At 45.3% G+C, this 24,284-nt stretch carries 29 protein-coding genes and 1 other annotated feature; of the genes, 3 read left to right on the forward strand and 26 right to left on the reverse strand.

The window, feature by feature from the left end:
* Positions 1–94: 94 nt before the first annotated feature.
* Complete coding sequence (locus M3221_RS08525; protein ID WP_251271047.1) at positions 95–361, forward strand: DUF2624 family protein; 267 nt, start codon at positions 95–97, stop codon at positions 359–361.
* On the opposite strand, the gene M3221_RS08530 is transcribed toward M3221_RS08525, so the two are convergent.
* Together M3221_RS08530 and M3221_RS08535 are read right to left on the reverse strand one after the other, a co-directional pair.
* Positions 351–1,253 carry a deoxyribonuclease IV gene (locus M3221_RS08530; protein ID WP_251271048.1) on the reverse strand — a complete coding sequence of 301 codons (903 nt, stop codon included), beginning with the start codon at positions 1,251–1,253 and terminating at the stop codon, positions 351–353. The genes M3221_RS08525 and M3221_RS08530 overlap by 11 nt on opposite strands.
* A gap of 14 nt (positions 1,254–1,267) precedes the next feature.
* Positions 1,268–2,581 carry a DEAD/DEAH box helicase gene (locus M3221_RS08535; RefSeq protein WP_251271049.1) on the reverse strand — a complete coding sequence of 438 codons (1,314 nt, stop codon included), beginning with the start codon at positions 2,579–2,581 and terminating at the stop codon, positions 1,268–1,270.
* 139 nt (positions 2,582–2,720) lie between these two features.
* Here M3221_RS08535 and M3221_RS08540 point away from each other — a divergent pair, with 139 nt between their 5' ends.
* Together M3221_RS08540 and M3221_RS08545 are read left to right on the forward strand one after the other, a co-directional pair.
* Entirely contained in the window at positions 2,721–3,086 is a 366-nt protein-coding gene (locus M3221_RS08540) for a VrrA/YqfQ family protein (RefSeq protein WP_251271050.1), read from the forward strand.
* A gap of 61 nt (positions 3,087–3,147) precedes the next feature.
* Complete coding sequence (locus tag M3221_RS08545; RefSeq protein WP_251271051.1) at positions 3,148–4,104, forward strand: 4-hydroxy-3-methylbut-2-enyl diphosphate reductase; 957 nt, start codon at positions 3,148–3,150, stop codon at positions 4,102–4,104.
* A gap of 34 nt (positions 4,105–4,138) precedes the next feature.
* Here M3221_RS08545 and M3221_RS08550 read toward each other — a convergent pair whose 3' ends face one another.
* From M3221_RS08550 to deoC, 24 genes are all read right to left on the reverse strand, one after another.
* Entirely contained in the window at positions 4,139–5,260 is a 1,122-nt protein-coding gene (locus M3221_RS08550; RefSeq protein WP_251271052.1) for a Nif3-like dinuclear metal center hexameric protein, read from the reverse strand.
* Positions 5,247–5,954, reverse strand: coding sequence for a tRNA (adenine(22)-N(1))-methyltransferase (locus tag M3221_RS08555; RefSeq protein WP_251271053.1), 708 nt, complete (start codon positions 5,952–5,954; stop codon positions 5,247–5,249). The genes M3221_RS08550 and M3221_RS08555 overlap by 14 nt, the downstream gene beginning before the upstream one ends.
* A 96-nt stretch (positions 5,955–6,050) precedes the next feature.
* Positions 6,051–6,425, reverse strand: a complete 375-nt coding sequence (gene cccA / locus M3221_RS08560) for a cytochrome c550 (protein WP_251271054.1) — start codon at positions 6,423–6,425, stop codon at positions 6,051–6,053.
* A gap of 277 nt (positions 6,426–6,702) precedes the next feature.
* Entirely contained in the window at positions 6,703–7,077 is a 375-nt protein-coding gene (locus tag M3221_RS08565; RefSeq protein WP_251271055.1) for a hypothetical protein, read from the reverse strand.
* A gap of 100 nt (positions 7,078–7,177) precedes the next feature.
* Entirely contained in the window at positions 7,178–8,305 is a 1,128-nt protein-coding gene (gene rpoD, locus M3221_RS08570; protein WP_242233431.1) for an RNA polymerase sigma factor RpoD, read from the reverse strand.
* A gap of 32 nt (positions 8,306–8,337) precedes the next feature.
* Positions 8,338–10,155, reverse strand: coding sequence for a DNA primase (gene dnaG / locus M3221_RS08575; RefSeq protein ID WP_251271056.1), 1,818 nt, complete (start codon positions 10,153–10,155; stop codon positions 8,338–8,340).
* A 238-nt stretch (positions 10,156–10,393) separates the two neighbouring features.
* Positions 10,394–11,206, reverse strand: a complete 813-nt coding sequence (locus M3221_RS08580) for a pyruvate, water dikinase regulatory protein (protein ID WP_251271057.1) — start codon at positions 11,204–11,206, stop codon at positions 10,394–10,396.
* A gap of 20 nt (positions 11,207–11,226) precedes the next feature.
* A complete protein-coding gene (locus M3221_RS08585) occupies positions 11,227–11,862 on the reverse strand; it encodes a helix-turn-helix transcriptional regulator (RefSeq protein ID WP_285879657.1) in 636 nt (211 codons plus the stop codon).
* Between the two features lie 91 nt (positions 11,863–11,953).
* Positions 11,954–14,020, reverse strand: coding sequence for a glycine--tRNA ligase subunit beta (gene glyS / locus M3221_RS08590; protein WP_251271058.1), 2,067 nt, complete (start codon positions 14,018–14,020; stop codon positions 11,954–11,956).
* Positions 14,013–14,903 carry a glycine--tRNA ligase subunit alpha gene (glyQ, locus tag M3221_RS08595; protein ID WP_242233427.1) on the reverse strand — a complete coding sequence of 297 codons (891 nt, stop codon included), beginning with the start codon at positions 14,901–14,903 and terminating at the stop codon, positions 14,013–14,015. Before glyQ ends, glyS begins: the two co-directional genes overlap by 8 nt.
* Before the next feature lie 133 nt (positions 14,904–15,036).
* Positions 15,037–15,204: a binding site (T-box leader), on the reverse strand.
* A 46-nt stretch (positions 15,205–15,250) separates the two neighbouring features.
* Positions 15,251–16,024 (reverse strand): DNA repair protein RecO, encoded by a 774-nt coding sequence (recO, locus tag M3221_RS08600; protein ID WP_251271059.1) that lies wholly within the window; start codon positions 16,022–16,024, stop codon positions 15,251–15,253.
* A 23-nt stretch (positions 16,025–16,047) separates the two neighbouring features.
* Positions 16,048–16,956, reverse strand: a complete 909-nt coding sequence (era, locus tag M3221_RS08605) for a GTPase Era (RefSeq protein ID WP_251271060.1) — start codon at positions 16,954–16,956, stop codon at positions 16,048–16,050.
* The gene (locus M3221_RS08610; protein ID WP_242233424.1) at positions 16,946–17,347 is read right to left on the reverse strand and encodes a cytidine deaminase; all 402 of its coding nucleotides are present in this window, start codon (positions 17,345–17,347) and stop codon (positions 16,946–16,948) included. Before M3221_RS08610 ends, era begins: the two co-directional genes overlap by 11 nt.
* A gap of 14 nt (positions 17,348–17,361) precedes the next feature.
* Positions 17,362–17,733: a diacylglycerol kinase family protein gene (locus M3221_RS08615; protein ID WP_251271130.1), complete on the reverse strand. Its 372-nt coding sequence runs from the start codon at positions 17,731–17,733 to the stop codon at positions 17,362–17,364.
* Entirely contained in the window at positions 17,717–18,187 is a 471-nt protein-coding gene (gene ybeY / locus M3221_RS08620) for an rRNA maturation RNase YbeY (protein ID WP_251271061.1), read from the reverse strand. The genes M3221_RS08615 and ybeY overlap by 17 nt, the downstream gene beginning before the upstream one ends.
* Positions 18,171–19,160 carry a PhoH family protein gene (locus M3221_RS08625; RefSeq protein ID WP_251271062.1) on the reverse strand — a complete coding sequence of 330 codons (990 nt, stop codon included), beginning with the start codon at positions 19,158–19,160 and terminating at the stop codon, positions 18,171–18,173. Before M3221_RS08625 ends, ybeY begins: the two co-directional genes overlap by 17 nt.
* 25 nt (positions 19,161–19,185) lie before the next feature.
* Positions 19,186–20,313, reverse strand: coding sequence for a sporulation protein YqfD (locus M3221_RS08630; RefSeq protein WP_251271063.1), 1,128 nt, complete (start codon positions 20,311–20,313; stop codon positions 19,186–19,188).
* A complete protein-coding gene (locus M3221_RS08635) occupies positions 20,306–20,572 on the reverse strand; it encodes a YabP/YqfC family sporulation protein (protein WP_251271064.1) in 267 nt (88 codons plus the stop codon). The genes M3221_RS08630 and M3221_RS08635 overlap by 8 nt, the downstream gene beginning before the upstream one ends.
* A gap of 51 nt (positions 20,573–20,623) precedes the next feature.
* On the reverse strand, positions 20,624–20,941 hold the full coding sequence (locus M3221_RS08640; protein WP_251271065.1) for a hypothetical protein: 318 nt from the start codon (positions 20,939–20,941) through the stop codon (positions 20,624–20,626).
* 67 nt (positions 20,942–21,008) lie between these two features.
* On the reverse strand, positions 21,009–22,004 hold the full coding sequence (gene floA / locus M3221_RS08645) for a flotillin-like protein FloA (RefSeq protein ID WP_251271066.1): 996 nt from the start codon (positions 22,002–22,004) through the stop codon (positions 21,009–21,011).
* 15 nt (positions 22,005–22,019) lie between these two features.
* On the reverse strand, positions 22,020–22,724 hold the full coding sequence (locus tag M3221_RS08650) for an NfeD family protein (RefSeq protein WP_251271067.1): 705 nt from the start codon (positions 22,722–22,724) through the stop codon (positions 22,020–22,022).
* Between the two features lie 116 nt (positions 22,725–22,840).
* Entirely contained in the window at positions 22,841–23,287 is a 447-nt protein-coding gene (locus tag M3221_RS08655) for a GatB/YqeY domain-containing protein (RefSeq protein WP_251271068.1), read from the reverse strand.
* A 14-nt stretch (positions 23,288–23,301) separates the two neighbouring features.
* Positions 23,302–23,475 (reverse strand): 30S ribosomal protein S21, encoded by a 174-nt coding sequence (rpsU, locus tag M3221_RS08660; RefSeq protein ID WP_018393973.1) that lies wholly within the window; start codon positions 23,473–23,475, stop codon positions 23,302–23,304.
* Positions 23,476–23,584: 109 nt separating this feature from the next.
* Entirely contained in the window at positions 23,585–24,268 is a 684-nt protein-coding gene (gene deoC / locus M3221_RS08665; RefSeq protein ID WP_251271069.1) for a deoxyribose-phosphate aldolase, read from the reverse strand.
* Positions 24,269–24,284 lie beyond the last annotated feature (16 nt).

Raw genomic sequence — 24,284 nt, forward strand, 5'->3', positions numbered from 1 at the left:
CTTTAAGGTAAGAATGATTACGATTTAAACACTATCCAGTATACAGGATGGCCGCTCTCAAGTAAATGAAGTGACCTTAGGAAAGGAGCCCGGTATGCAGCCTCTTCATCAAATGATCAATCGCCGTGTTCAAACCATCACAAAAGCTGAGCTGATGGAGCAAGCAAGAAAATTCCAAGTTTCCTTGAACGAAAAGCAGGCGGATCAGTTTATCGACTGGCTCGCCCGCCACGAAGTTGATTTGTTTTCCGAAACAAAAAGGACCGAGCTTTTTCAAGCAGCTGAAAGGATTCTCGGCAAACGAGAAGCCGCAGCGCTTGAAAAAATGCTCCGTCCATATATGCACTTCCTTAAGTTATAACACCTGCTGCAATTTTTCCCCTTATGCCTTCATCAAATTGCTTGCCTCGAAGCATGGCAATCTCCTGAAGGTATGGGGGTTTTTTTGTATTTTTATCTTCTCCTATATAAGGTGTTTCCAAGATTTTAGGGACATCGGTCAATTGAGGATGATGCACAATATAAGACAGCGCATCAAAGCCAATATAGCCAAAGCCGATATTTTCGTGCCGGTCTTTACCGGCGCCGCGCTCATTTTTGCTGTCATTGATGTGCAGCACTTTAAGGCGGTCCACACCGATAATTCGATCAAATTGATCTAAAACTCCGTCAAAGTCCTCTCGAATTGGATAACCCGCATCATGTGTATGGCACGTATCAAAGCAGACCGATAATTTTTCGTTATGATGGACCATATCCATAATCATCGCGATTTCTTCAAATTGGCGGCCGCATTCCGTTCCTTTTCCAGCCATCGTCTCCAGTGCAATTTGCACGGACTGGTTTTGCTGAAGCACTTCGTTCAAACCTTCCGCAATTTTTTTCAGCCCAGCTTCCGCTCCTGCACCGACATGGGCGCCTGGATGAAGCACAATCTGGCTCGCACCAATTGCTGTTGACCGTTCGATTTCCATATGAAGAAAATCTACTCCCAGCTCGAATGTTTCCGGCTTGATGGTATTGCCAAGGTTAATGATATAGGGAGCATGAACGACAATTTCGCTGATGCCGTTTTGCTCCATATGGCGGCGCCCGGCCTCGATGTTCAAGTCCTCAATCGGCTTTCGGCGTGTGTTCTGAGGGGCGCCTGTATAAACCATAAAGGTAGATGCGCCGTAAGAAATAGCTTCTTCACTAGCGCCAAGCAGCATTTTTTTACCGCTCATCGAAACATGTGATCCAATTTTTAACATCCTTAAACTCCCTGTTACTTTTTATTGCGGGCGTCAATACGGCGCTGGCGTTTTTCAATTTTTGCTACTTCCATTTTCCGTTTCTTTTTATAGCCCGGCTTCACTTTTTGCGGGCGGCTTGTGACCGCTCTGACTTTCGGGTTGATCGTATCTTCTTTTTTCTCCCGTTTTTTACGGCGATTACGATCGGCTGTTTCAATGATTTCTCCACCTTTGATATCACCATTCGAAAACGTAATATCGCGTTTTTCCAGTTTTGCGATCGCATCTTCATCAGCCGGAAGATAAACTGTTGCACAAATGCCGGATGCACCGGCACGGGCTGTACGGCCTGCCCGGTGAATGTAAAAGTCAAGATCTGCTGGCAGCTCATAATTGATTACATGACTAACGCCTTCGATATCAATACCGCGGGCAGCAAGGTCTGTTGCGACAATATAACGGTACTCAAGGTCATGAACCTGCTTCATCATTTTTTTTCGTTCACGAGGCGGCAGGTCACCGTGGATACGACCGGTTTTCAAGCCTTTTGCCGCCAGCTTATCCGCTACTTCATCCGCTTTTTGCTTTGTGTTGGTGAATACAACAGCCAGGTACGGATTAAACACATTTAACAAATCATACACAACGTCTACTTTATCACGGCTTTTTGCCGGTACAAGCAAATGTTCAATATTGGCCGCGGACGCCCGCTTCGGCTCAATGTGTACGTATTCCGGGTTTTCCATATACTTTTTCAAAAACGGTTTTAGTTTTTGAGGGATCGTAGCAGAAAAAACGAACATGCCGAGCTGTTCAGGCATGCCGGAAGCGATCCGGTCTACATCATTAATAAAACCCATATCAAGCATCAAATCTGCTTCATCGACAACCAGCATCTCCGCTTTATGAACAGAAACGGCATTGTCACCAATCAGGTCTGCAATTCTTCCGGGTGTCCCGACCATAATATGAGGCGGGCTTTTTAATCGCTCTACATCCCGCTTTTTATCCGTGCCGCCAACAAAGTGGCGTACTGCAATTTCTTCTTCCGATTCTTTTGCTACTTTTTGAAAGGCTTGATAAATCTGGGTTGCCAGCTCCCGTGTCGGCGCGGTTACCACAGCCTGTACCTCTTTTTTATCTGCTTGAATCCGGTTTAGGATAGGCAGAACATAAGAATGTGTTTTTCCTGTGCCCGTTTGGGATTGTCCAATTGCGCTTTCCCCTTTTAGGATAAGCGGAATCATATTACGTTGAATTGGTGTAGGCTCTTTGAAGCGAAGCGCTTCGATTCCTTTATAAATAAACGGCTTTAGACCGTATTGTTCAAATGTATAGTTTGCCATATGGCATCAAATTCCTTTCACGTTCAAAGTTTATGCACGTTACGATAATATACTAAAAGCGTCAAGAAAGCAAAAGAAGGTTTACGCACATGATCTTTCCAATATGAATACGATAGAGAAAAAGGAAAGGGTGACTACGTTGCTGCCTCGATATGCACCGAATGCCAGACGTGGATTTTTTTATACTCCTCCCCCTACCCACCCGCCTGTTCAGCCGCCAATGCCTCCGTTCTTCGGTACAGCCGCAAAATCGGGACGATGGCTGGAACAAGCCAGACAGGTCATGGTGACTGCTGAACAGATGAGGCCGTTGATTGAACAGTACGGCCCGCTTGTTAAAAACCTTCCGGCTATGTGGAGGCTTTACCGGACCGTACAATCCATGCCGGACCCTGAAAGCGATCCACAGCAAGAAGTAAAAGAAGCGGCAAGCACTCCGCCTCCACAGCGTGAAAAAAAGCGGACAGCTGAGTCTGTGCCCTGGTTTCCGGGCCGGCTTGATTGATCGCTTTGTTTTCCCTGCTTTCTCCTTTATAATAAAGTGAGAAGCTGGAGGAGGATGCTGTATGAAAATAATAAAAATTTCACCACGCGGTTACTGTTACGGTGTTGTTGATGCAATGGTTATTGCCCGTAACGCCGCTCTTGATAAAACATTGCCGCGTCCGATCTATATTTTAGGCATGATTGTACACAACAAACATGTTACAGATGCTTTTGAAGCGGAAGGCATCATTACCCTTGACGGAAAAAACCGAAAAGACATTATTGAGCAGGTATCGGAAGGCACAATCATTTTCACGGCTCACGGTGTGTCGCCGGAAGTGCGGGAAATTGCCCGCCAAAAGAACTTAACGACAATCGATGCAACCTGTCCGGATGTTACCGTTACCCATGATTTAATCCGGGCTAAAAAAGCAGAAGGCTATCATGTCATTTACATCGGCAAAAAAGGGCATCCGGAACCGGAAGGCGCCGTTGGTGTGGCACCGGAAATTGTTCACCTTGTGGAAAATGCTGACGATGTTAAGGCGCTGGACATGAAAAATGATAAAATTATCGTTACAAACCAAACAACCATGAGCCAATGGGATGTTATTGATATTATGGATGCGATCAAAGAAAAGTATCCACATGCAGAAATGCATAAAGAAATCTGCCTTGCGACGCAAGTGCGGCAGGAAGCAGTGGCTGAACAAGCCGGTGAAGCAGATGTACTGATTGTCGTGGGAGATCCGAAAAGCAATAACTCCAATCGACTTGCGCAGGTGTCTATTGAAATTGCCGGCACCACTGCATACCGGGTGTCTGATGTTTCTGAAATTAATATTGACTGGCTTAAAGATGCCGAAACAGTGGCTGTCACCGCCGGCGCTTCTACACCAACACCTATCGTAAAAGAGGTGATTCAGTTTTTAGAAGCATTTGACCCTGAAGATGAATCAACCTGGGTACGCGAGCGAAAAGTGCCGCTTGAGAAAATTTTACCTAAAGTAAAGAAATCAACGTTAACCTCACGTTGAAAAAGCAGCTCCGTTTAAGGAGCTGCTTTTTCATTTACATAAATTGAAAAGGGTCTGTTTCAACGGCAGAAGCCACAAATTCAACAGTCCATTTTTGTTTGGAGGCCTGCTCGTGAAGAATGGCTGCTACGCCTTTTTTCATTACTTTCTCTACGTTATGCCCCGGATCGACAATAGCGAGGCCTTCAGCATCGGCATCATGCGCAGTGTGATAATAAAAATCACCTGTTACATACACGTCTGCTCCTTTACGCAGCGCCGTCTGCCAGTATTTGTTGCCGTCTCCGCCCAATACGGCTACTTTACGGACAAGACGTGCTTTATCACCGACTACTCTTACGCCTCCAGATTGTAATGACTCTTTCACATGCACAGCAAACTCCTCTAGTGTCACTTCCTGCGGAAGCAGGCCGATACGGCCAAGTCCAAGCTGTTCTCCTTTGTTTTGAAGAGGATAAATATCATAAGCTGCCTCTTCATATGGATGGGCTTTAAGCATGGCACTGAGCACTTTCTTTTCTATGTGAGCAGGATAAATCACTTCGATTTTTTCTTCCTGTACTGTTTCTAAGCGGCCGCCGGCTTGGCCGATAAAAGGCCCGGCTTCTTCACCAGGCTGAAAACGCCCTTCTCCTTGTTGAGAAAAAGAACAGTTTTGATAATTTCCAAGCGCTCCAGCGCCTGCTTTACCGAGCGCCTCTCTTACGGCTTCTGCCTGATCGAGCGGCACAAAAACGGCCAGCTTTCTCAACTCTTCAGCTATGGTCGGCACGAGCACTTCTGTATTCGTTAAGTGAAGAGCGGAAGCCAGCAGGTCATTTACTCCGCCTTTCGCTACATCCAAATTCGTATGAGCAGTGTATACCGCAATATCATGCTTAATCAGCTTTTCAATGACTCTTCCTGCTGTCTGGTCCGTTTGAATGGCACCAAGCGGCCGGTAAATAAGCGGATGATGGGCTATAATCAAATCAATGTTTTCTTCGATCGCTTCATCCACCACGCTTTCAAGAACATCCAGTGCAATCATAACTTTTTTGCACGGCTTGTTTAAGCGGCCGATCTGCAATCCGACTTTGTCTCCTTCCATTGCATAAGATTTCGGTGAAAATCGTTCAAACAACCCAATAATCTCATGTCCGTTAGGCGTTTTCATCGGCGATCACTTCCTCAATCCACTGTTTTTTTTGTTTTAACTCGCTTTTCTTCTTTTCGGTGCCCTCTGTATGCTGGGCATCTGTTAAACGGCTGAGAACATGGTTAATTTGGTCAAGTTCCCGCTGCCATTTCAGCCGGAATGCGTTGTTTTTCTGCTTCATCAAGAACGGTCCAAAGAGCAATTCCTTCGGCGATAAAGCACGTGACGAGCCGGCTGTAGCGCTGATCACCTCATACAATTGGCCATCTTCTTCTAAAATGGCTTCTTGTTCGATGATCCAGCCATTTGCATCAAGCCATTCCCGAACTGCATGGCCGGCAATATTCGGCTGCAGAACGAGCTTTGCAACGCCGGCAAGCTTGCTCTTTCCTTCTTCTAAAATCGATGCGATCAGTGGACCTCCCATTCCTGCAATCGTGATGCACTCCACTTCTCCCGCTTCCAGCACGGCGAGTCCGTTTCCTTTACGCACATCAACTTTCTCTGACAACCCTTCTGACAATACCTGCCGTCTCGCAGACTGAAAAGGGCCTTCTACTACTTCTCCTGCCACAGCCCGGTCTACCAGATTTTTTTTCACCGCATAACAGGGCAGATAAGCATGATCTGAGCCAATATCCGCGATTGTTCTGGCTGGTGCAATAAACGAAACAACCGTTTCGAGTCTTTTTGATAACTGATTGCTATTCATATATGTTCACCGCTTTTTATTAAAATTCTTTCCTATCTTATCACATTTCAAAAGAAAAAAGGCCTTTGCATATAGAAAGGCCTTTGTGGAATATTATTATTTAATTTCAGCCACCCAGGCTGCCATCGCCTCAGCGTTTTCCTGGGGAACAAGACCTGGCGGCATACCGCCTTTACCGTTTACTACAATATCTTGAATTTCTTCCTGGGAAAGCTTTTCTCCTACTCCAACGAGCGACGGGCCTGCACCGCCTTCATAGTTGCTGCCATGACAGCTGATGCAAGAGGACTTATAATGAGCCTCCGGATCAAATTCTCCCCCTGCCGCTGTTTCGCCGCCGCCTTCTTCTGCTGCCTTTTCTTCCTCGGCTCTTTCTTTTGCGTTATCAATTCCATCCAACGACAAAAAGAACATCAATCCGAGTCCGAATACCGCAATTAATAAAAATGGAATTAACGGATTACGATTCATGCTGTTTCCCCCTCTCTTTTTATGTAAAAAGAAAACTGAAAAGTACAAACACTTATTATTTTACTTGAAAATAAAGGTTACGAAAAGGCTTACTTTAAAGTTTTTCCCCTTGCGGCAGACAGTTCAGCTGCCCTTTTGATATTGCAGCCAGAAAAAGAGAAGCACGATAAGGCCCAAACCACCGGAAATAGAAAAGTAAAACAACTTGAGCTTTACACCGGTAAAAATCCAAAGCAGACAATTCACAGCAAGAAGCCCATATAAAGTATAAGGATGATCATGAAAAATCCGGGTATTTAATTCCAAGGAGAGCAGCACCTAAAAAAAGCATAGGCGCCAGCACTTTTTGGCGCGAAAAATAAATGGCCAGCAGCAGCAGGCTTCCGACAAAACTTGTCAAAATCACTGTTTGCAAAAGAAAAGACAATTCCGTAAAATAGAGAATACATACAGCAACTGGCAATAAAAGCAGTGCAAGCAGTGCAGTTGACATGTGAATTCGCTTCAATCGGGCGCGTCTTCCTGCTTCTGTAAATTCTGTTCCTTGTGTATAAAGCGCTAGTAAATAATCACAATAATGTGGAGGCAGCATTTGATTGTCTTTCCAGAGAAGTATTTCCTGAATAATAATGTCTTTTTTCGTTTGTTTCACCCTGCTTTACACCCCAATACACAATACTATTCGTGACCGGCAAGGATTATCCTGCTTTTTTGCACGAAAAAAGCCGGGAAAACCCGGCCTTGAATTTAACTTATTCTAAGAAATCCTTCAAACGTTTGCTGCGGCTTGGATGGCGGAGCTTACGAAGGGCTTTTGCTTCAATTTGGCGGATACGCTCACGCGTTACACCAAATACTTTACCTACTTCTTCAAGTGTCCGTGTCCGTCCATCATCAAGGCCGAAACGAAGGCGAAGAACATTTTCTTCCCGGTCCGTTAAGGTATCGAGCACGTCTTCAAGCTGCTCTTTCAACAATTCATAAGCAGCGTGTTCAGACGGAGAAGTCGCTTCCTGGTCTTCAATAAAGTCGCCAAGATGTGAATCATCTTCTTCCCCAATAGGTGTTTCAAGTGAAACAGGCTCTTGCGCGATCTTTAAAATTTCACGTACTTTTTCAGGTGTTAAATCCATTTCTTCTGCAATTTCTTCCGGTGCCGGTTCGCGGCCGAGATCCTGAAGAAGCTGGCGCTGTACACGAATTAATTTATTAATCGTTTCAACCATATGAACTGGGATCCGAATGGTACGGGCCTGGTCGGCAATGGCACGGGTAATCGCCTGGCGAATCCACCATGTGGCATACGTACTGAATTTAAACCCTTTACGGTAGTCGAACTTTTCAACCGCTTTGATTAAGCCCATATTTCCTTCTTGAATCAAATCAAGGAATAGCATGCCACGGCCTACATAACGTTTGGCAATGCTGACAACAAGACGCAGGTTTGCTTCTGCTAAACGTCGTTTTGCTTCTTCGTCTCCCTCTTCAATCCGGTGAGCCAGTTCAATTTCTTCCTGGGCAGACAAAAGATCAACACGGCCAATTTCTTTTAAGTACATACGAACGGGGTCGTTGATTTTCACTCCAGGAGGAACACTTAAGTCGTTTAAATCAAACTCCTCATTTTCTTTTTCAAGCTCCTGGATGTTCGGATCGCCGTCATCGTTGCTTTCTTCTTCATCAACGAGTTCTACTCCCTGCTCTGTAAGGGATTCGTAAAACTCATCAATCTGACCGGAATCCACTTCAAACGAGGCTAATTTGTCCGCTACGTAATTGTATGTTAATTCTCCTCTTTGTTTACCTGTCTCGATAATAAGTTCTTTTGCTTTTTCAAGTGTTAATTCAGCTTCTTTGGAACGTGTTGACTTTTCAGCCATTAGTCCCCCTCCTTCCAACTTCCTGGACAATCTTAGCGGGCGAGTTGTTTTTCAAGCGAAATGATTTCATGCAAAATTCGGGCAGCTCCTACATAATCATGACGTTTTTCTGCCTCAATCCGCTCTCTTTTTTTCTCTTCGATTTCCAAACGGCGATGCTGTTTTTGAATTTCTTTTACATAATCGGAAAGCTCTTCCTCGCCAGGCTCGCCGCTGACTGTTGTTAAACTGATGTCAACAGCGAGACGCCTGAGCTGGCTGTCCTGCAGTACAGACAAAAAAGATGCCATATCCGGTTCTGTTGTTTGTTCATAATATCCAAGCAAATACGTAAACAGTGCCTGGTGCTCATCTATGGAAAACGCATCTCCTTGAAGCATCCTCCGGATTCGTTCTGCGAGCTCAGGATTAGCCATCATATGAGCCAACAGTCTTCTTTCAGCTGTTTCATGACGCGGATACTGCCGGATCACCCGTTCCCGCTGTGGAATATTTCCGGAAAGTTCCTCTTTTTGAGGCAGGGCCGGCCGCACCGGACGTTTTTTTAGGAATAATGCTTTTTCCTGTTCCTGCAGTGCCTGCAGAGACAGTGAAAATTCATCAGCCAGCCGGCGTAAGTAATGATCCCGCTCTACTGCTTTTTTTAATCTAGAGATTTCTGTCAGCACTTCTTCAATATAGCGGAACTTTTGTTCATCATCCCGCATATTTTTTCCGCGCTTTAAAAACTCCATTTTAAACGCCATCAGTGTAAGCGAAGAATCCTTTATATAAGCAGAAAAAGCATCTGTACCTTTTTGCCTGATAAACTCATCAGGATCAAGCTGCTCGGGAAGAATCGTGACTTTGACGCCGATATCGTGACTGTCAAGCATATTGGCCGCTTTGTAAGCAGCATTTAAGCCAGCTTTGTCCCCGTCATAACAAATGACCGCTTGATCACAAGTGCGCTTTAACTGCCTGATGTGCTCTTCCGTAAGGGCGGTACCCATAACGGCTACCGATTGATGAAAACCGGCTCTCACCGCTGCAATAACATCGGCAAAACCTTCAAAAAGGATAAATTGTTTTTGCTTTTTGATTGCTGTTCTTGCTGCATGAAAGTGGTACAAAAGGCTGCTCTTATGAAAAATGGGTGTCTCGGGTGAATTTAAATATTTTGGCTGCCCTTCTCCAAGGTTGCGGCCGGAAAATCCGGACACACGCCCCTTTTGATCATGAAGGGGAAACATAATCCTGCCGCGAAACCGATCAAAGTAACGGCCGGTTTCTTCGTTTTTAACCAGCAGGCCAGCCTGTTCCATTCGTTCAACAGAAAAACCGCGTTTTGTAAGAATGTTTAACGCAAATTCAGGCTGCGGCAGTGCCCAGCCGATTTGAAAGCGGTCAATGTCTTCGTCTGTAAATCCGCGCTTGCGCAAATAAAAAAGCGCCTCACTTCCTTCTTCTGTATTCAGAAGCAGGTGCCGGTAAAATTTCGCCATCAGTTCATGCGCTTCATACAGATCGGCATTCTCATCTGTTTTTGTCGTTTCTTCGCTTTCTGATGGGGAAATATCCAGTGTGATCCCTGCACGGTCAGCAAGTCTTGCCGCCGCTTCCTGAAACGGAATCTGGTCGATTTCCATTAAAAAGGTAAACGCGTTCCCTCCAGCGCCGCAGCCGAAACAATGATAAATCTGTTTCTCGGGCGACACTGAGAAAGACGGTGAGTTTTCACCATGAAATGGGCATAAACCGAAGTAATTCCGACCCTGCTTTTTCAATTGAATATACTCTCCGATTACATCAGCGATCTCAACACCCTGTTTAATTTGCTGAATGGTTTCTTCAGGTATTCTTCTGGACAAATGACATCACCAGCTGTAAAATCGTATTTTGTTATTTATTCTACAAACGTGAGTAGAATCCTTCTTTTCGCACAAAAGTTCGTCGAAAAGAACTTTCTGCTGGGTAAAGACTGCCACCTGAAGGGTTACATAGATAGTTTATTCTTTTCAAGGCAGGTCTAAACCTTTTTGAACATTTTTATCACAATTTTTTATTATAGAACATTTCCATGAAAATGAAAAGTACATAATCGACTGATTATGTACTTTTTCGGCTTCGATAAAGGCTCATAATAATATTCGCTGTTTCTTCCACCGCTTTGTTGGTTACATCGATGACGTCGCAGCCAATTCTCGCCGTAATCTCCTCGAAATACGTTAATTCTTTTTTAATACGTTCTACATCCGCATAGCTGGCGCTGTCGTCCAGTCCTAAAGAAATCAGCCGCTCACGACGAATCGAATTCAGCTTTTCTGGACTGATCTTCAAGCCAATGCACTTTTCTTTTGGAATCGTGAATAATTCCTGCGGCGGGTCCACTTCCGGCACAATCGGCACATTTGCTACTTTTACCCGTTTATGAGCTAAAAATTGTGAAAGCGGCGTTTTGGATGTGCGTGATACACCGATTAAGATAATATCGGCTTTTAACAACCCACGTGGATCGCGTCCATCATCGTACTTTACCGCGAATTCAATCGCATCCACCTTTTTGAAATAATCCTCATCCAGGCGCCGTACAAGCCCCGGTTCGAATAATGGCTGCATGGTATACATTGATTCAAGCTGGTCCATAAGCGGGCCAATTAAGTCAATGACCTCTATATTATTCACATCCGCAGATTTAATCATGTATGCACGAATATCCGGTTTTACAAGCGTGTATACAATAATCCCGCCATCTTCCCTGGCCAGGTTAATGACCTCATCAATATGGGACGGGTCCTCTACGTAAGGAAATCGTTTAATGACGGCGTGAGGGCCGCTGAACTGGCTTAAAGCTGCTTTTGTGACAAGTTCTGCTGTTTCACCGACGGAATCGGATACAATATAAATGATCGGATCAGTCATGCATGGTAGCCGCCTTTCTTTTAATGATCATCTGTCAGGGATACAAGAGCCCGGGTAATCGTTGTTTTGGTGACCCGGCCGGTTACTTCCTGCCCTTTGTCAGTTTTTTTCACAACAGGCACGCAGTCGATTTGTTTCTCAAGCAGCGTTTTTGCCACATCCAGAAGCAAATCATCCCGCTTACAAACCGCAATATTAGGCATCCGCGTCATAATAATATTGACGGGAAGAGAGTTTAAATCCTGCTTACCGATACTGGCTCGAAGCAAATCTTTTCTTGATAGGACACCTGATAAGCAAAAAGATTCATCCACCACAAACAAGGTGCCGACGTCTTCAAGAAACATGGTAACGATCGCATCATAGACGGTTGACTGTTCCTTGACTACGATGGGCACCGCTTGGAAATCGCGCACATACAGTTTCATTAAACTCTCTGTCATAAGCTGCGGACCGGACTTTCCTGTGTAAAAATAACCGACACGCGGACGCGCATCCAAGAACCCGGCCATTGTTAAAATAGCCAGGTCCGGACGCAGTGTAGCACGGGTCAGGTTAAGCTGGTCCGCTATACTTTCTCCTGTAATCGGACCGTTTTCTTTTACAATTTCAAGAATTTTTTCCTGCCGTTTATTTAGTTCCATCGTCCTCACCATCCCGTCAATATAAATCCCGTTGTTTTATGTCATCTTCTTATTATAACTTATTTTTCCTGATTCAACAGCGGGCACCGCAGGATGGACCGGTTTATTTTACAAGAACAGCCGGCACTTCTGCGAAGTCAAGAATAAAGCGGGCCAGATGCGTCATCATCGCTAAGCGGTTTTGTTTAAGTGCCTCGTCTTCTGCCATAACCATTGTATAATCAAAATAATCTTCAATAGCCGGCTTTAAGGAAGCAAGAAGGCTGTAACGGGCTTCCGCTGACGCCGTCTGGTTCCATTCACTTTGTAACGTCTCATATCCTTTATACAATGCTGCTTCCTGGTCGTTTTCAAACAATGATGGATTTACCGTATGTTCGCCGGCTGCTTTTCTTGAAATATTCACAATGCGGCTCAGTGCTTCCATCGTTTCTTTGAAATCATCATCTTCTTTATGGGCCATTAACACCGCAGCTGTTTCTTCCATGCTCTTCAGCGTTCCTGCTTTTGTTAAAACAGCATCAATAATATCATATCGAATACCTTTTTCCTGAAGAATGTGCTTGACACGAAGCGAGAAGAAAGAGCTGATTTCCTCTTGAAGCGTTTCGGCTGTTTTATCGCCCACATGGTCTGCAAGCACTTCTTTAATTGCAGCAGCAATCACGTCTTCAAGCGGTACATTCCAGTTCTGCTCCAGCATCGTCTGTACAATACCTGCTGCCTGACGGCGAAGGGCGTACGGATCTTGAGAGCCGGTCGGGATAATTCCAACTGCGAAGCAGGCCGTAATTGTATCAAGCTTATCTGCGATGCTGACAAGGGCGCCTGTTTTCGTTGCCGGGACGGCATCATCTGCTGAACGCGGCATATAGTGCTCATTAACCGCCACAGCTACTTCTTCTTTTTCACCTTTTTGACGGGCATATTTTTCGCCCATCACGCCTTGCAGCTCTGGAAATTCATACACCATTTGTGTGACAAGGTCAAACTTACAAATTTCTGCTGCGCGGTCTGCCAACGCTTTTACTTCGTCTGTTGCACCGATTAACTGGGCGAGACTTGCTGTAATACGGCGAATCCGGGACACTTTTTCTGACAGTGTGCCAATTTTTTCGTGATACACAATTCTTTCCAGCTTTTGAAGAGAATCTGCAATCGGTGTTTTCTGATCTTCTTTGTAAAAGAAGTCGGCATCTGCTAAACGGGCACGCAAGACTTTCTCGTTGCCGCGAGCGACTTTCTCAATCGCATGAGTGTTACCGTTGCGGACGGTAATAAAATGAGGCAGCAGCGTACCGTCTGCATCTTTAACCGGGAAGTAACGCTGGTGCTCTTTCATAGACGTAATCAGCACTTCTTCCGGCAGATCCAGAAACGCTTCATTGAATGAACCGGAAAGCGCCGTAGGATATTCAACGAGGTTATTTACTTCCTCTAAAAGCGATTCATCTACAGGAATGGACCAGTTATTTTGATTTTCCAGCTCTTTTAATTGGGCCAGGATCATGCTACGGCGTTCGTCAGGATCTGCAACGACAAATTCGCCTTTTAACGTATCCACATATGCTGCTGGCTCTGAAATAAGAGCTGACGTGCCCAGGAACCGGTGCCCCGCCGTTTGATTTCCGGCTTCAACATTTGCTACCTTGAATGAAATGACGTTCTGTCCAAACAGGGCTGCTACCCATTTAATCGGACGCACGTAGCGAATGTCATTGGAGCCCCACCGCATGTTTTTGCCGAATGTTAAAGAAAGCACAACATCTTCAAGTCCTGAAAGAAGCGCGGCTGTTTCCTGCCCTTTGACGAACTTTTTCACATGCGCGTATTCAACACCCTTTATTTCTTTAAAGTAAATATCATCTGTTGTCATACCCTGGCCTTTTGCAAAGCCGATAGCCGCTTTTGACCATTCGCCATCTTCTGTCTGTGCAATCTTTTTAGCCGGGCCTTTTGCTTCTTCATTAATATCTTCCTGTGCTTCCGAGACATTTTTCACAAGGACAGCAAGACGTCTTGGCGTCGAGTATGTTTGAACATCTCCAAAGCTGATGTTTAGCTCTGTTAAAAAAGCGGCTGTTTTATCGCCCAGCTGCTTCATGGACTGCGTTACAAAACGGGCCGGCATTTCCTCCAGGCCGATTTCCAATAAAAGATCTTTACTCATGAGCCGCGTCCCCTTTCCGGTTTAAAATCGGGAAGCCTAATTTTTCCCGCTCTTCATAAAATGTTTTCGCTACTTGACGGGCAAGATTCCGCATCCGTCCAATGTAAGCTGTCCGTTCCGTAACCGAAATGGCTCCCCGGGCATCAAGTACGTTAAAAACGTGCGAACATTTCAACACATAATCGTATGCCGGATGAACAAGCCCCTCGTCCATTTGGCGTTTTGCTTCTTTTTCGTATACGCTGAACAAGTTAAAGAGCATATCTGGATCAGACGTTTCAAATGTATATTTTGAATGCTCAAATTCCGGCTGATAAAAAATGTCATGCACGGTAAATCCGTTTGTCCATTCCAGTTCAAAAACATTTTCTTTGTCTTGAATATAAGAAGCCAGACGTTCGATACCATACGTAATTTCAACGGACACCGGCTTGCACTCAAGTCCTCCAACCTGCTGGAAATACGTAAATTGAGTGATTTCCATTCCATCAAGCCATACTTCCCAGCCAAGGCCCGCGCAGCCAAGCGACGGATTTTCCCAGTTATCTTCTACAAAACGGATATCATGTTCAAGCGGATCAATACCAAGCGCTTTTAATGAATCCAAATACAATTCCTGAATATTGTCTGGAGACGGCTTCATAATAACTTGAAACTGATGGTGCTGATACAAACGGTTTGGATTGTCTCCATAACGCCCATCTGCCGGACGGCGGGACGGCTCCACATAAGCTACATTCCACGGCTCTGGCCCAATAGCCCGCAAAAATGTATAAGGGCTCATCGTACCTGCTCCTTTTTCCACATCGTACGCCTGCATTAAAATGCAGCCTTGATCTGACCAATGCTTCTGGAGCGTTAAAATCATCTCTTGAATATTCACTTTACTTCCTCCTTTTTATTAATAAAGCGCAGGACGTCTCTCGACCTGATCGTTTCGAAAGCTGGAAAATCGTTTAAAGAAAAAGTTATTTTAACAGCAAAAAGCCCGTCCCTATGTAGCACAAAATTGTGTACATAGGGACGGGCTTTTGCCCGCGGTTCCACCCTATTTGCCAAATGGCCGCTTTCTTTAAAACGTGCTCCAGAGTGCCCCTTCAGCCTGTTTCTTTACCTGGCTCGCACCGCCCCAGGCTCGCTTGAAAAGAAAAATCACGCTTACTTGTTTCCTTCACTGCACTTGATTATTTGCTTTTGTCTATTAAACGGTAATGCATAACGATCTTTTTGTCAATCATCCGCTTCATCTTTTTTAAAGACATTTTCAAACCGTTCCATTTGTTCCAAGAAGCGGCGCGATTTTAAAAATAAGCCGGCATACTCGTCATAATACATGGAAATAGCCGACCGCAGCTCTTTTTTCGTTGATTCTTTCACATCAATAGAGCCAAGGCGGTCCAGGTCGAAAAAGTAAAAAAGCCTCAGCAGACGGATCGCGGCTGGGGAAAGCGGAAGATAGTAAGGATCTTTGTCAAAACAGCGGTGGCAGATTAAGCCGTTTTCCCGAATAGAGAAGCCAAAACGCCCTTCTGTTTCACCGCATACGGCACAGGAAGAAAGCTCAGGCCGGAGCCCGACATGGGCCAGCATTTTCATTTCGAAAATATTGGTCACAATAGCCGGGTCCATCCCTTCGTTGATATACACCAGACTTTTACGAACGAGCTCAAACAGCGGTGCGCCCCCTTCACCATCCTCGGTCGTTCGGTCGGTCATCTCAACAATGTAGGCCGCATAAGCTGTTTTTACCAAGTCTTCCCGAATATGGCGCATGGAATCAAGCGTTTCTCCCTGCTGCATGGTGCCAAGCCCGCGGCCGCCCTGCACAAGAAAATATCCATGTGTAAACGGCTGGGTAACACCGGAAAGCCGGCTGTTTGTTTTTTTGGCTCCCCGCGCCACTGCCCCTCTTTTTCCTTTTTCACGTGTCAGCATGGTGACAATTTTATTTGTTTCTCCATAATCATTGGTCCGGAGCACGATGCCTTCCCACTTTTCAAGCATGCTGCCCACTCCTTCTCAAGTCCTTAATATTCGTCTTCTTTAAAACCGAAGTCGCGTAAATTTGCCGCTTTGTTGCGCCAGTCTTTTTGTACTTTTACCCAGAGCTCTAAAAATACTTTTGAACCGAGCAAATGCTCAATATCCCGGCGTGAACGCTTGCCGATTTCTTTTAAAAGCGCTCCTTGCTTGCCGATGACAATTCCTTTTTGTGAATCCCGTTCCACAATAATGGTCGCCATCACATCGATCATATCTTTGCCATCACGCTTGGAGATTTTATCAATCACAACCGCAATCGAGTGCGGCACTTCTTCACGAGTTAAATGCAGCACTTTTTCACGAATTAATTCTGAAACAATAAAGCGCTCAGGGTGATCGGTTACTTGATCAGCCGGATAGTACTGCGGGCCTTCCGGCAGCATTTTCTCCACTTGCTCAAGCAAACGGTCTACATTATTTCCTTCAAGCGCTGAAATCGGCACAATCTCAGCAAACGGAAGAAATTCTTTGTATTGCACGATTAATTCCATCAATTTGTCCGGATGAATACGGTCAATTTTATTAATGACAAGAAAAATAGGTGTTTTCACGTCTTTTAGCTTGTCGATAATAAATTCATCGCCTCCGCCAAATCCTTCTTCTGCATTGATCATAAAAAGAATGAGATCGACTTCCTTTAACGTATTGACCGCGGTTTTCATCATAAAATCCCCAAGCTTATGCTTCGGCTTATGAATCCCCGGCGTATCGATAAACACCATTTGAGCGTTCTCTGTTGTTAAAACGCCCTGCACTTTGTTACGGGTTGTCTGGGGCTTGTCGCTCATAATGGCGATTTTCTGGCCGATTACCCGATTTAAAAAAGTTGACTTACCGACATTCGGGCGGCCGATAATAGCAATAAATCCTGATTTGTGTGTGTTATTCTCCATTTAAATCCTCCGGTGAAAAAGCGCCCGGCAAAAGCTCTGCTACGGTCAGTGTCTGCACGTCGCCTTTCAAATTTGTTAAAATAACCGGCATGTCCGGCGGGCAAAGCTCCGCAATCACCTGCCGGCACGCTCCGCACGGCGGCACAGGCCGGTTCGTGTCTGCTACAACAGCAATGGCTGCATACTCGCTTGCTCCTTCAGACCAAGCTTTAAAAATAGCGGTACGTTCAGCACAGTTCACAACGCCATATGCGGCATTTTCAATATTGCATCCGCCAAATATCTGCCCATCTTTTGTCAGCAGTGCAGCACCTACTTTAAAATTCGAGTAAGGAACGTACGCTCGTTCACGCGCCTGCTTTGCCGCTTCCATAAGCTGTTGTTGATTCATGTTCATTCACCTCATTAAAGTTTCGGAATAAATAAAAGGCAGCCAATGATCACCGCTGCAATGGCAAAAAGCAGAACGGCTCCCGCTGCCAGGTCTTTCGCCATTTTTGCGAGCGGCCTGTATTCTTCCGTGACAAGATCCACTGTTTTTTCAATGGCTGTATTCACCATTTCAAGTGACATAACACCTGCTATCGTTAAAAGCAGTACACACCATTCCGTTCGGGTAAGCTCAAAAATAAAACCGGCTGCAGATATCAATATACCTGCAGCAATATGCACACGCATATTCGGTTCAGACAAAGCGAGCTTCAGCCCATTTCCAGCGAAGCGGAACGAAGAAAAAAGTCTTTTTATGTGAAAAGACCGTTTATCTTTCAAGTCCATACGCATCCAAAATATCTTTTTGGCGGCTGATCATCTCTTTTTCGTCTTGTTCATTCATGTGGTCATACCCAAGAAGATGCAAAAAACCGTGGACCGTTAAAAAGCCAAGCTCTCGTTCAAAGGAGTGGCCGTATTCTTCCGCCTGCTCCTTTGCCCGGTCAATGGAAATAATGATATCGCCTAATATACGGGGCATATCTGTTCCAGTGATCGTCACTTCATCTTCGCCCATTTCTTCAAGAGCAAATGAAATCACGTCAGTCGGGGCATCCTTGTCCCGATAATCACGGTTAATTTCCTGAATCCGCTCGTTCGTTACAAACGTGACAGAAACTTCACTGCCGTCTGGCACAGCTTCTTTCTCAGCCGCCAGCTGAAGCAGTTCTTCAGCAAGCTCTTCCACTCCTTCTCCAAGCTTGTTCGTTTCGTCCAAAAAATCAACGACGAGTGCCATGCTGGCCATCTCCTTTTTCCGCTTTTTCATATGCTGTAATGACTTTTGCCACAAGTGGATGACGCACAACATCCGTCCCTGTTAAATGAATAAACGAAATGCCAGAAGTGTTTCCAAGTACCTGTTCTGCTGACACAAGACCTGAAGCAGCGCCTTTTGGCAGGTCAATTTGTGTGCGGTCACCTGTGATGACCATTTTAGAGCCGAAACCGAGACGCGTTAAAAACATCTTCATTTGTGCATTCGTTGTATTTTGCGCTTCATCTAAAATAACAAAAGCATCATCAAGCGTACGGCCCCGCATATAAGCAAGCGGCGCCACTTCGATCGTTCCCCGTTCAATCATACGCTCGGTATGTTCTGCACCAAGAACATCATGAAGCGCATCATATAACGGACGCAGGTACGGATCGACTTTTTCCTTTAAGTCTCCTGGCAGAAAGCCCAGGCTTTCGCCTGCCTCAACGGCCGGGCGTGTTAAAATAATTCGTTTCACCTGGCCGTTTTTCAATGCACGCACAGCCATTACAACGGCAAGATATGTTTTACCGGTTCCAGCGGGCCCGATGCCAAAAACAATGTCCCTGCTGCGAATGGCTTCGATGTAATCCCGCTGGCCCAGCGTTTTAATGCGAATAGACTTTCCTTTCGCATTCTTTGTGATTTCTTCTTCATACAGTTCATCTAAATATTCAATTGTGCCATTTTTAGCCATTTGAACAGCATTAATGACATCGCGTTCACTTATATTGATTTGCTTGCGAATGACAGCAAGCAGCTGCTCCACCACTATCCGTGCTTTTTCAACGTTTTCCGCGGTTCCAGATAAATGAACCGCTTCTCCCCGTGTTACCATTGATACGTGGAATTCTTCTTCCATGATCGTTAAATGACGATCAGAAACGCCGAATAATAGGACGGCTTCGTTTTGGTCGCCGAGAGCGACGGCTGCTGACTTCAATTCTTCCTGCATTCAATCATTCTCCTTAGCTGCCACGTTAGTTAATTGCAATATTTTCAAGTACTTGGAAGTGTATAATCACCTTTACTTTACCACTTTCAGACCGCTTCTGTAAAACGTTTTCGCCTACCACTTCTGCTTCTTTAGGAAGTTTAGCCATCAATGTCGCTTTCGCTGCCTGAACGGCTCTTTCTTCTTGTTCCGCTTCCGTTTCTACTGTTCCAGCCGGCTTTAATGCATACTCTGTTTCAGTCCGCACAGAAAAAGGAAGCTGATAAGAAAAAAAGTGAAAAGAATAGCGGTTTTCCTCCCTCTGAACAGACCCTTTCAAAGACGAAGGCTTCCATAAGGCATACTCTTTTTCACCAATTGAAAAGAAGATATGTTTTCTATTTTCCCCATTTCTCGTTTTTAATGCGCCGCCTCCAAGCGTAACGGTTGCTTTATACCATGTTTCTGCCGTAACGGTCCCGGAAGCCGGCTTTTTTTTCGTTCCCTTAATCAGCCGGTCTCCTGCTTCTACAAAATCACCGCGCTGCACTTCCGACACGCCATACTTAATAAACATATCCTGAATAACACCCGATTTTACAGCCCTTACATGCCGTGTTTTAGCCGTATCGCGCGGAGGCGGATGTTCCGAGGAAACATCCACTACGTACACGACTCCTTTTTTTTGAATTAGAAAACGCACTACACCGGGTATATCCTGCACGGCACGCCTGGATATCGCTTCGGTATCTACATCGTTCAGGCGAATCGCTCCTTCACGGATTCCTTCTTTTTTCAAAAAAGCCCGGACGTCTCTTTCCAGTTCATCATTCGCCCCCTGTATATCGATTCGAATAATCATCGCAGACAGCAAAACCATCACCAGAAAAAAGCAAAGGCTGGCAATGAGGAATGGCGCATAGCGGATGACCCGTTTTTTCAAAAAAGGAAGGCCAGTCCGTTCCTTGAACCGAACGGTGCCTGAAAAGCGTCTTGCTTCCTGCCGGAGCTTGCTTATGTCTTCAAGGCACAGGGTGAATTGAACTTCATTTTGGCGGCTGTACTGAATATTTTTTAAGGTGACGCCGCGCTGGTGCAGTCTGCCAGGAAATAAAGGGGCCTCTTCTCCTCTGACCAGCACGGTTACAGCGCCTTTTACAAAAAAGTCAGCCAAATCGTTTTTCCTTTAAGCAAACGCTTGTCATGGTTCCTTCAATGACCACTTCAGAGGGCATGAGTTCCAGGACCTCAAGTGATTTCCCCTGTATTTCAAGCACAGCATCCGACAGCTGGATGCGCACAGTCCGGTCAGTAAATTGCTCAAGCTTTTCGGCATTGTAAACCGCTACTTTATTCATGCCAATGACCACTACTCTCGGAATGCGGCCGATAGCATCTTCCGGCAGCCCGGCCATTTTCCCCATCCATTTCATTAAAAGCGCCCCTTTCTTTTTCATATATCTATGAAAAAAAAGGGGCACTCATCACTTTTTACGCTTCGACTTTGGCGGGCCAAGAACTTCAGACAAGATAATCCCTTTTATCATGTCTTCTCCCGTCCATGTATCAATGACCGAGATCGACTCTTGTTTTTTTGCTCGGTTTACCCGAGCAGGGCGTGACTCGCTTTTTTCCTCTTTTAGTACCGGCTGCGTATTCGGCTGTTTTAATTCGACCGGCATTGCTGCCTTCACGTTTGCACGTTGATCTTCTAGACGGCCGGCTAAATCCTTTACTTTCCGTTCGGCTTTTTGTTTATAAGATTTAGGCGTTTCCTGCTTTTCTTTTTTATTAAAAAGCATTGAGATCAAACCGGCAATAACGGCAATAATGAGTGCTTCTATTGCGATGACCCCCTTTTACATTGGATTAATCTTGATTATGATCTTTTTTCTTTTCTCCAAGACCGCTGATTGCATCACGCATATCTGTGTCCGCAGAAAGATTTTGGATATTTAAATAGTCCATTACGCCAATATTACCGGCACGCAATGCTTCTCCCATCGCACGAGGTACATCTGCCTCTGCTTCTACAACTTTTGCCCGCATTTCTTCTACGCGCGCTTTCATTTCCTGCTCTTTCGCTACCGCCATTGCACGGCGTTCTTCTGCTTTTGCCTGAGCAATATTTTTATCGGCTTCTGCCTGTTCTGTCTGCAGTTCGGCACCGATATTTTTGCCGATATCCACATCTGCAATATCAATAGACAAAATTTCAAATGCAGTGCCGGAATCCAGCCCTTTATTTAACACCGTCTGTGAAATCATATCCGGGTTTTCCAGCACTTTTTTATGATGATCGCTTGAACCAATAGTCGAAACGATCCCTTCACCCACGCGTGCCACAATGGTTTCTTCCCCGGCTCCTCCGACAAGGCGGTCAATATTGGCCCGAACTGTAATACGCGCTTTTGCTTTTACTTCGATTCCATTCATGGCAACCCCAGCAATAAAAGGTGTTTCAATCACTTTCGGATTAACACTCATTTGAACGGCTTCCAGTACGTCACGGCCAGCGAGGTCAATCGCAGCCGCCCGTTCAAACGTCAGGTCGATATTGGCACGATGAGCGGCAATCAGCGCATTTACCACACGGTCAACGTTGCCCCCGGCTAAATAATGGCTCTCAAGCTGATTAATGGTTAAGCCAAGGCCCGCTTTGGATGCTTTAATAAGCGGATTCACCACACGGCTTGGTATAACCCGGCGCAGCCGCATACCAACCAATGTAAAGATACTAATTTTCACACCGGCTGCCAGGGCAGAAATCCAAAGCGCGACCGGCACAAGTGTTAACAAAATACTGAGTAAAATAATGACTCCAATCACAACAGCAATTAAAAGAACGGTATTTCCTACAACCATACGATCCTTCCTCCTTTAAGACTCCATTTCTCTGACAACAACCCGGACACCTTCTGTTTTTACGACGGCTACCTCTACGCCTGCGGGAATGAAAACGCCTTCTGCCACCGCATCAATGCGCTCTCCGTCAATCACAACCGTCCCTGATGGACGCAGAGGTGTTTTCGTTTTACCTGTTTTCCCGATTAAGTCTGTGCGCGTCACATTCGATACATAGCCGTGTTCAGTATCCGTCGAATCACTTAAAATAAACTTTTTAAAAAATTTCATTTCTTTTCCCAACACCTTTACCATCAAAATCAGTACTGCAGTTGCTACTAAAAAGGCGATCAATAGGGAAACGGCCATCCATAGCATGCTTGCACCGGCAAAAAGCACTCCTGCGGCAAAGAGGAGAAAGCCTAAAAAACCGATAACCCCGCCTGGTAAAATGACTTCGGCCAGAATAAAAAGAACACCAACAATGATAAGCAGAACTGTTGATATCCCAGCATCACCTGACATCACATGTCCTGCTATAAAGATGATTAATGCAAGGGTGGCAGCCATCCCGGGCAGTCCGAAGCCTGGTGTAAACAATTCCAAAATAAAACCTGCCAGCATAACGGATAACAAAATCATGACCGTAATGGGGTGTGTAGCAAACTCAATAAACCGGTCACTCCAGTTAAAGGCCGTTAAAACTGGAAAACCTGCAAGCAGCCCTGTCCAGTTTCTCATGTCACTCGATTTCACCGCCTTTCTATAGGTTGTTTCTTATTTATACGGAATAAACAGGAAAAAAGTTTCATAAAATAAAATAAAAAAACTGCCGCCCAATTAAGGACGGCAGCTTTTTAGGAAAGCTTTTGCTGAACAAGACGGTTGACAAGTGATCCATCTGCTTTGCCTTTTACTTTTGGCATAAGCGCAGCCATCACTTTCCCCATGTCTGATTTTGCAGAAGCGCCTGTTTCAGCGATTGTTTCTTCCACAATAGCTGATACTTCTTCTTCTGAAAGCTGTTTCGGCATATATTCGTTCACGTAAGTCAGTTCAGTCTGAATTTTGGCCACAAGATCCTCACGGCCGGCTTTTTCAAACTCGTGGAGGGAGTCTTTGCGCTGTTTCACTTCGCGAGAAAGGACTGTCAGTTCTTCCTCTTCTGTCAGGTCGCGGCCGCCTGCTTTAATACTTTCATTTTGCAATGCAGCTTTGAGCATGCGGATGACTGTCAGCTTTTCTTTCTCTTTGTTCTTCATCGCTTGCTTCATCTCATCATTAAGACGTCCGAGAAGACTCATATAAAAACCTCCTCTTAGAACTTACGTTTACGAGCTGCTTCTGATTTCTTTTTGCGTTTCACGCTTGGTTTTTCATAAAATTCGCGCTTTCTGTACTCCTGCAGGGTGCCAGTTTTAGAAACAGTTTTCTTGAAACGGCGAAGAGCATCTTCAAGCGATTCGTTTTTGCGAACAACAGTTTTTGACATTTCTTTTTCCCTCCCTCCGAACACATTACGATGGAAATTCCATGTACTGCACTATTATAATACATGCATAGTATTCGGTCAAGAAACTTTCTTTACAAAAGATTCATAATTAATATCCAGCTTCTCCCTCGACTCCGGTTACAATGGCGATCCCTGAGCTTGCGCCGATTCGGGTCGCTCCTGCTTTCACCATCGTCATAGCATCCTGCTGGGTACGAACGCCTCCTGAAGCTTTTACGCCTACTTTAGGCCCGACCGTTTCACGCATTAAGCGTATATCTTCTTCCGTTGCTCCGCCTGCTGAAAAGCCGGTTGATGTTTTAACATAATCCGCTCCTGCAGCCACTGCGAGCTCGCATGCTGTTTTCTTTTCTTTTTGCGTTAACAGGCTTGTTTCAATAATGACTTTTACAAGCGCTTTTCCCTGCGCGGAAGCCACGACCGCTTTGATATCTTTTTGAACGGTTTCGGTGTCGCCGTCTTTTAAAGCGCCAATATTAATCACCATATCGACTTCTGTCGTTCCGTGCTCAATCGCTGCTTTTGTTTCAAACGCTTTTACTTCCGTCAGTGTAGCGCCAAGCGGGAAACCGATCACTGTACAAACCTTTACTTCTGATCCCCGCAGAAGTTCGGCCGCCTGCTTGACTCGCGCTGGATTCACGCAGACCGATGCAAAGCCGTGCCGGTTTGCTTCCTCACAAAGCTTCGCAATTTCTTCCTTTGTGGCATCTGCTTTTAACAGCGTATGGTCAATCGTTTTAGCAATATTTCCAAATGTATCGGTAATCATCTTCATGATCCCCTTT

The sequence above is a fragment of the Domibacillus indicus genome (assembly GCF_023715895.1).
Taxonomy (GTDB): domain Bacteria; phylum Bacillota; class Bacilli; order Bacillales; family Domibacillaceae; genus Domibacillus; species Domibacillus indicus_A.

Excerpts from the sequence above, each read along its gene's own strand:
- M3221_RS08525 (WP_251271047.1), top strand. The coding sequence starts at position 95 with ATGCAGCCTCTTCATCAAATGATCAATCGCCGTGTTCAAACCATCACA.
- M3221_RS08530 (WP_251271048.1), bottom strand. The coding sequence starts at position 1,253 with ATGTTAAAAATTGGATCACATGTTTCGATGAGCGGTAAAAAAATGCTG.
- M3221_RS08535 (WP_251271049.1), bottom strand. The coding sequence starts at position 2,581 with ATGGCAAACTATACATTTGAACAATACGGTCTAAAGCCGTTTATTTAT.
- M3221_RS08545 (WP_251271051.1), top strand. The coding sequence starts at position 3,148 with ATGAAAATAATAAAAATTTCACCACGCGGTTACTGTTACGGTGTTGTT.
- M3221_RS08550 (WP_251271052.1), bottom strand. The coding sequence starts at position 5,260 with ATGAAAACGCCTAACGGACATGAGATTATTGGGTTGTTTGAACGATTT.
- M3221_RS08555 (WP_251271053.1), bottom strand. The coding sequence starts at position 5,954 with ATGAATAGCAATCAGTTATCAAAAAGACTCGAAACGGTTGTTTCGTTT.
- cccA (WP_251271054.1), bottom strand. The coding sequence starts at position 6,425 with ATGAATCGTAATCCGTTAATTCCATTTTTATTAATTGCGGTATTCGGA.
- rpoD (WP_242233431.1), bottom strand. The coding sequence starts at position 8,305 with ATGGCTGAAAAGTCAACACGTTCCAAAGAAGCTGAATTAACACTTGAA.
- M3221_RS08580 (WP_251271057.1), bottom strand. The coding sequence starts at position 11,206 with ATGACTGATCCGATCATTTATATTGTATCCGATTCCGTCGGTGAAACA.
- M3221_RS08585 (WP_285879657.1), bottom strand. The coding sequence starts at position 11,862 with ATGGTGAGGACGATGGAACTAAATAAACGGCAGGAAAAAATTCTTGAA.
- glyS (WP_251271058.1), bottom strand. The coding sequence starts at position 14,020 with ATGAGTAAAGATCTTTTATTGGAAATCGGCCTGGAGGAAATGCCGGCC.
- recO (WP_251271059.1), bottom strand. The coding sequence starts at position 16,024 with ATGCTTGAAAAGTGGGAAGGCATCGTGCTCCGGACCAATGATTATGGA.
- era (WP_251271060.1), bottom strand. The coding sequence starts at position 16,956 with ATGGAGAATAACACACACAAATCAGGATTTATTGCTATTATCGGCCGC.
- M3221_RS08610 (WP_242233424.1), bottom strand. The coding sequence starts at position 17,347 with ATGAATCAACAACAGCTTATGGAAGCGGCAAAGCAGGCGCGTGAACGA.
- M3221_RS08615 (WP_251271130.1), bottom strand. The coding sequence starts at position 17,733 with ATGGACTTGAAAGATAAACGGTCTTTTCACATAAAAAGACTTTTTTCT.
- ybeY (WP_251271061.1), bottom strand. The coding sequence starts at position 18,187 with ATGGCACTCGTCGTTGATTTTTTGGACGAAACGAACAAGCTTGGAGAA.
- M3221_RS08625 (WP_251271062.1), bottom strand. The coding sequence starts at position 19,160 with ATGCAGGAAGAATTGAAGTCAGCAGCCGTCGCTCTCGGCGACCAAAAC.
- M3221_RS08635 (WP_251271064.1), bottom strand. The coding sequence starts at position 20,572 with ATGAAATGGATGGGGAAAATGGCCGGGCTGCCGGAAGATGCTATCGGC.
- M3221_RS08640 (WP_251271065.1), bottom strand. The coding sequence starts at position 20,941 with ATGCTTTTTAATAAAAAAGAAAAGCAGGAAACGCCTAAATCTTATAAA.
- floA (WP_251271066.1), bottom strand. The coding sequence starts at position 22,004 with ATGGTTGTAGGAAATACCGTTCTTTTAATTGCTGTTGTGATTGGAGTC.
- M3221_RS08650 (WP_251271067.1), bottom strand. The coding sequence starts at position 22,724 with ATGAGAAACTGGACAGGGCTGCTTGCAGGTTTTCCAGTTTTAACGGCC.
- M3221_RS08655 (WP_251271068.1), bottom strand. The coding sequence starts at position 23,287 with ATGAGTCTTCTCGGACGTCTTAATGATGAGATGAAGCAAGCGATGAAG.
- rpsU (WP_018393973.1), bottom strand. The coding sequence starts at position 23,475 with ATGTCAAAAACTGTTGTTCGCAAAAACGAATCGCTTGAAGATGCTCTT.
- deoC (WP_251271069.1), bottom strand. The coding sequence starts at position 24,268 with ATGATTACCGATACATTTGGAAATATTGCTAAAACGATTGACCATACG.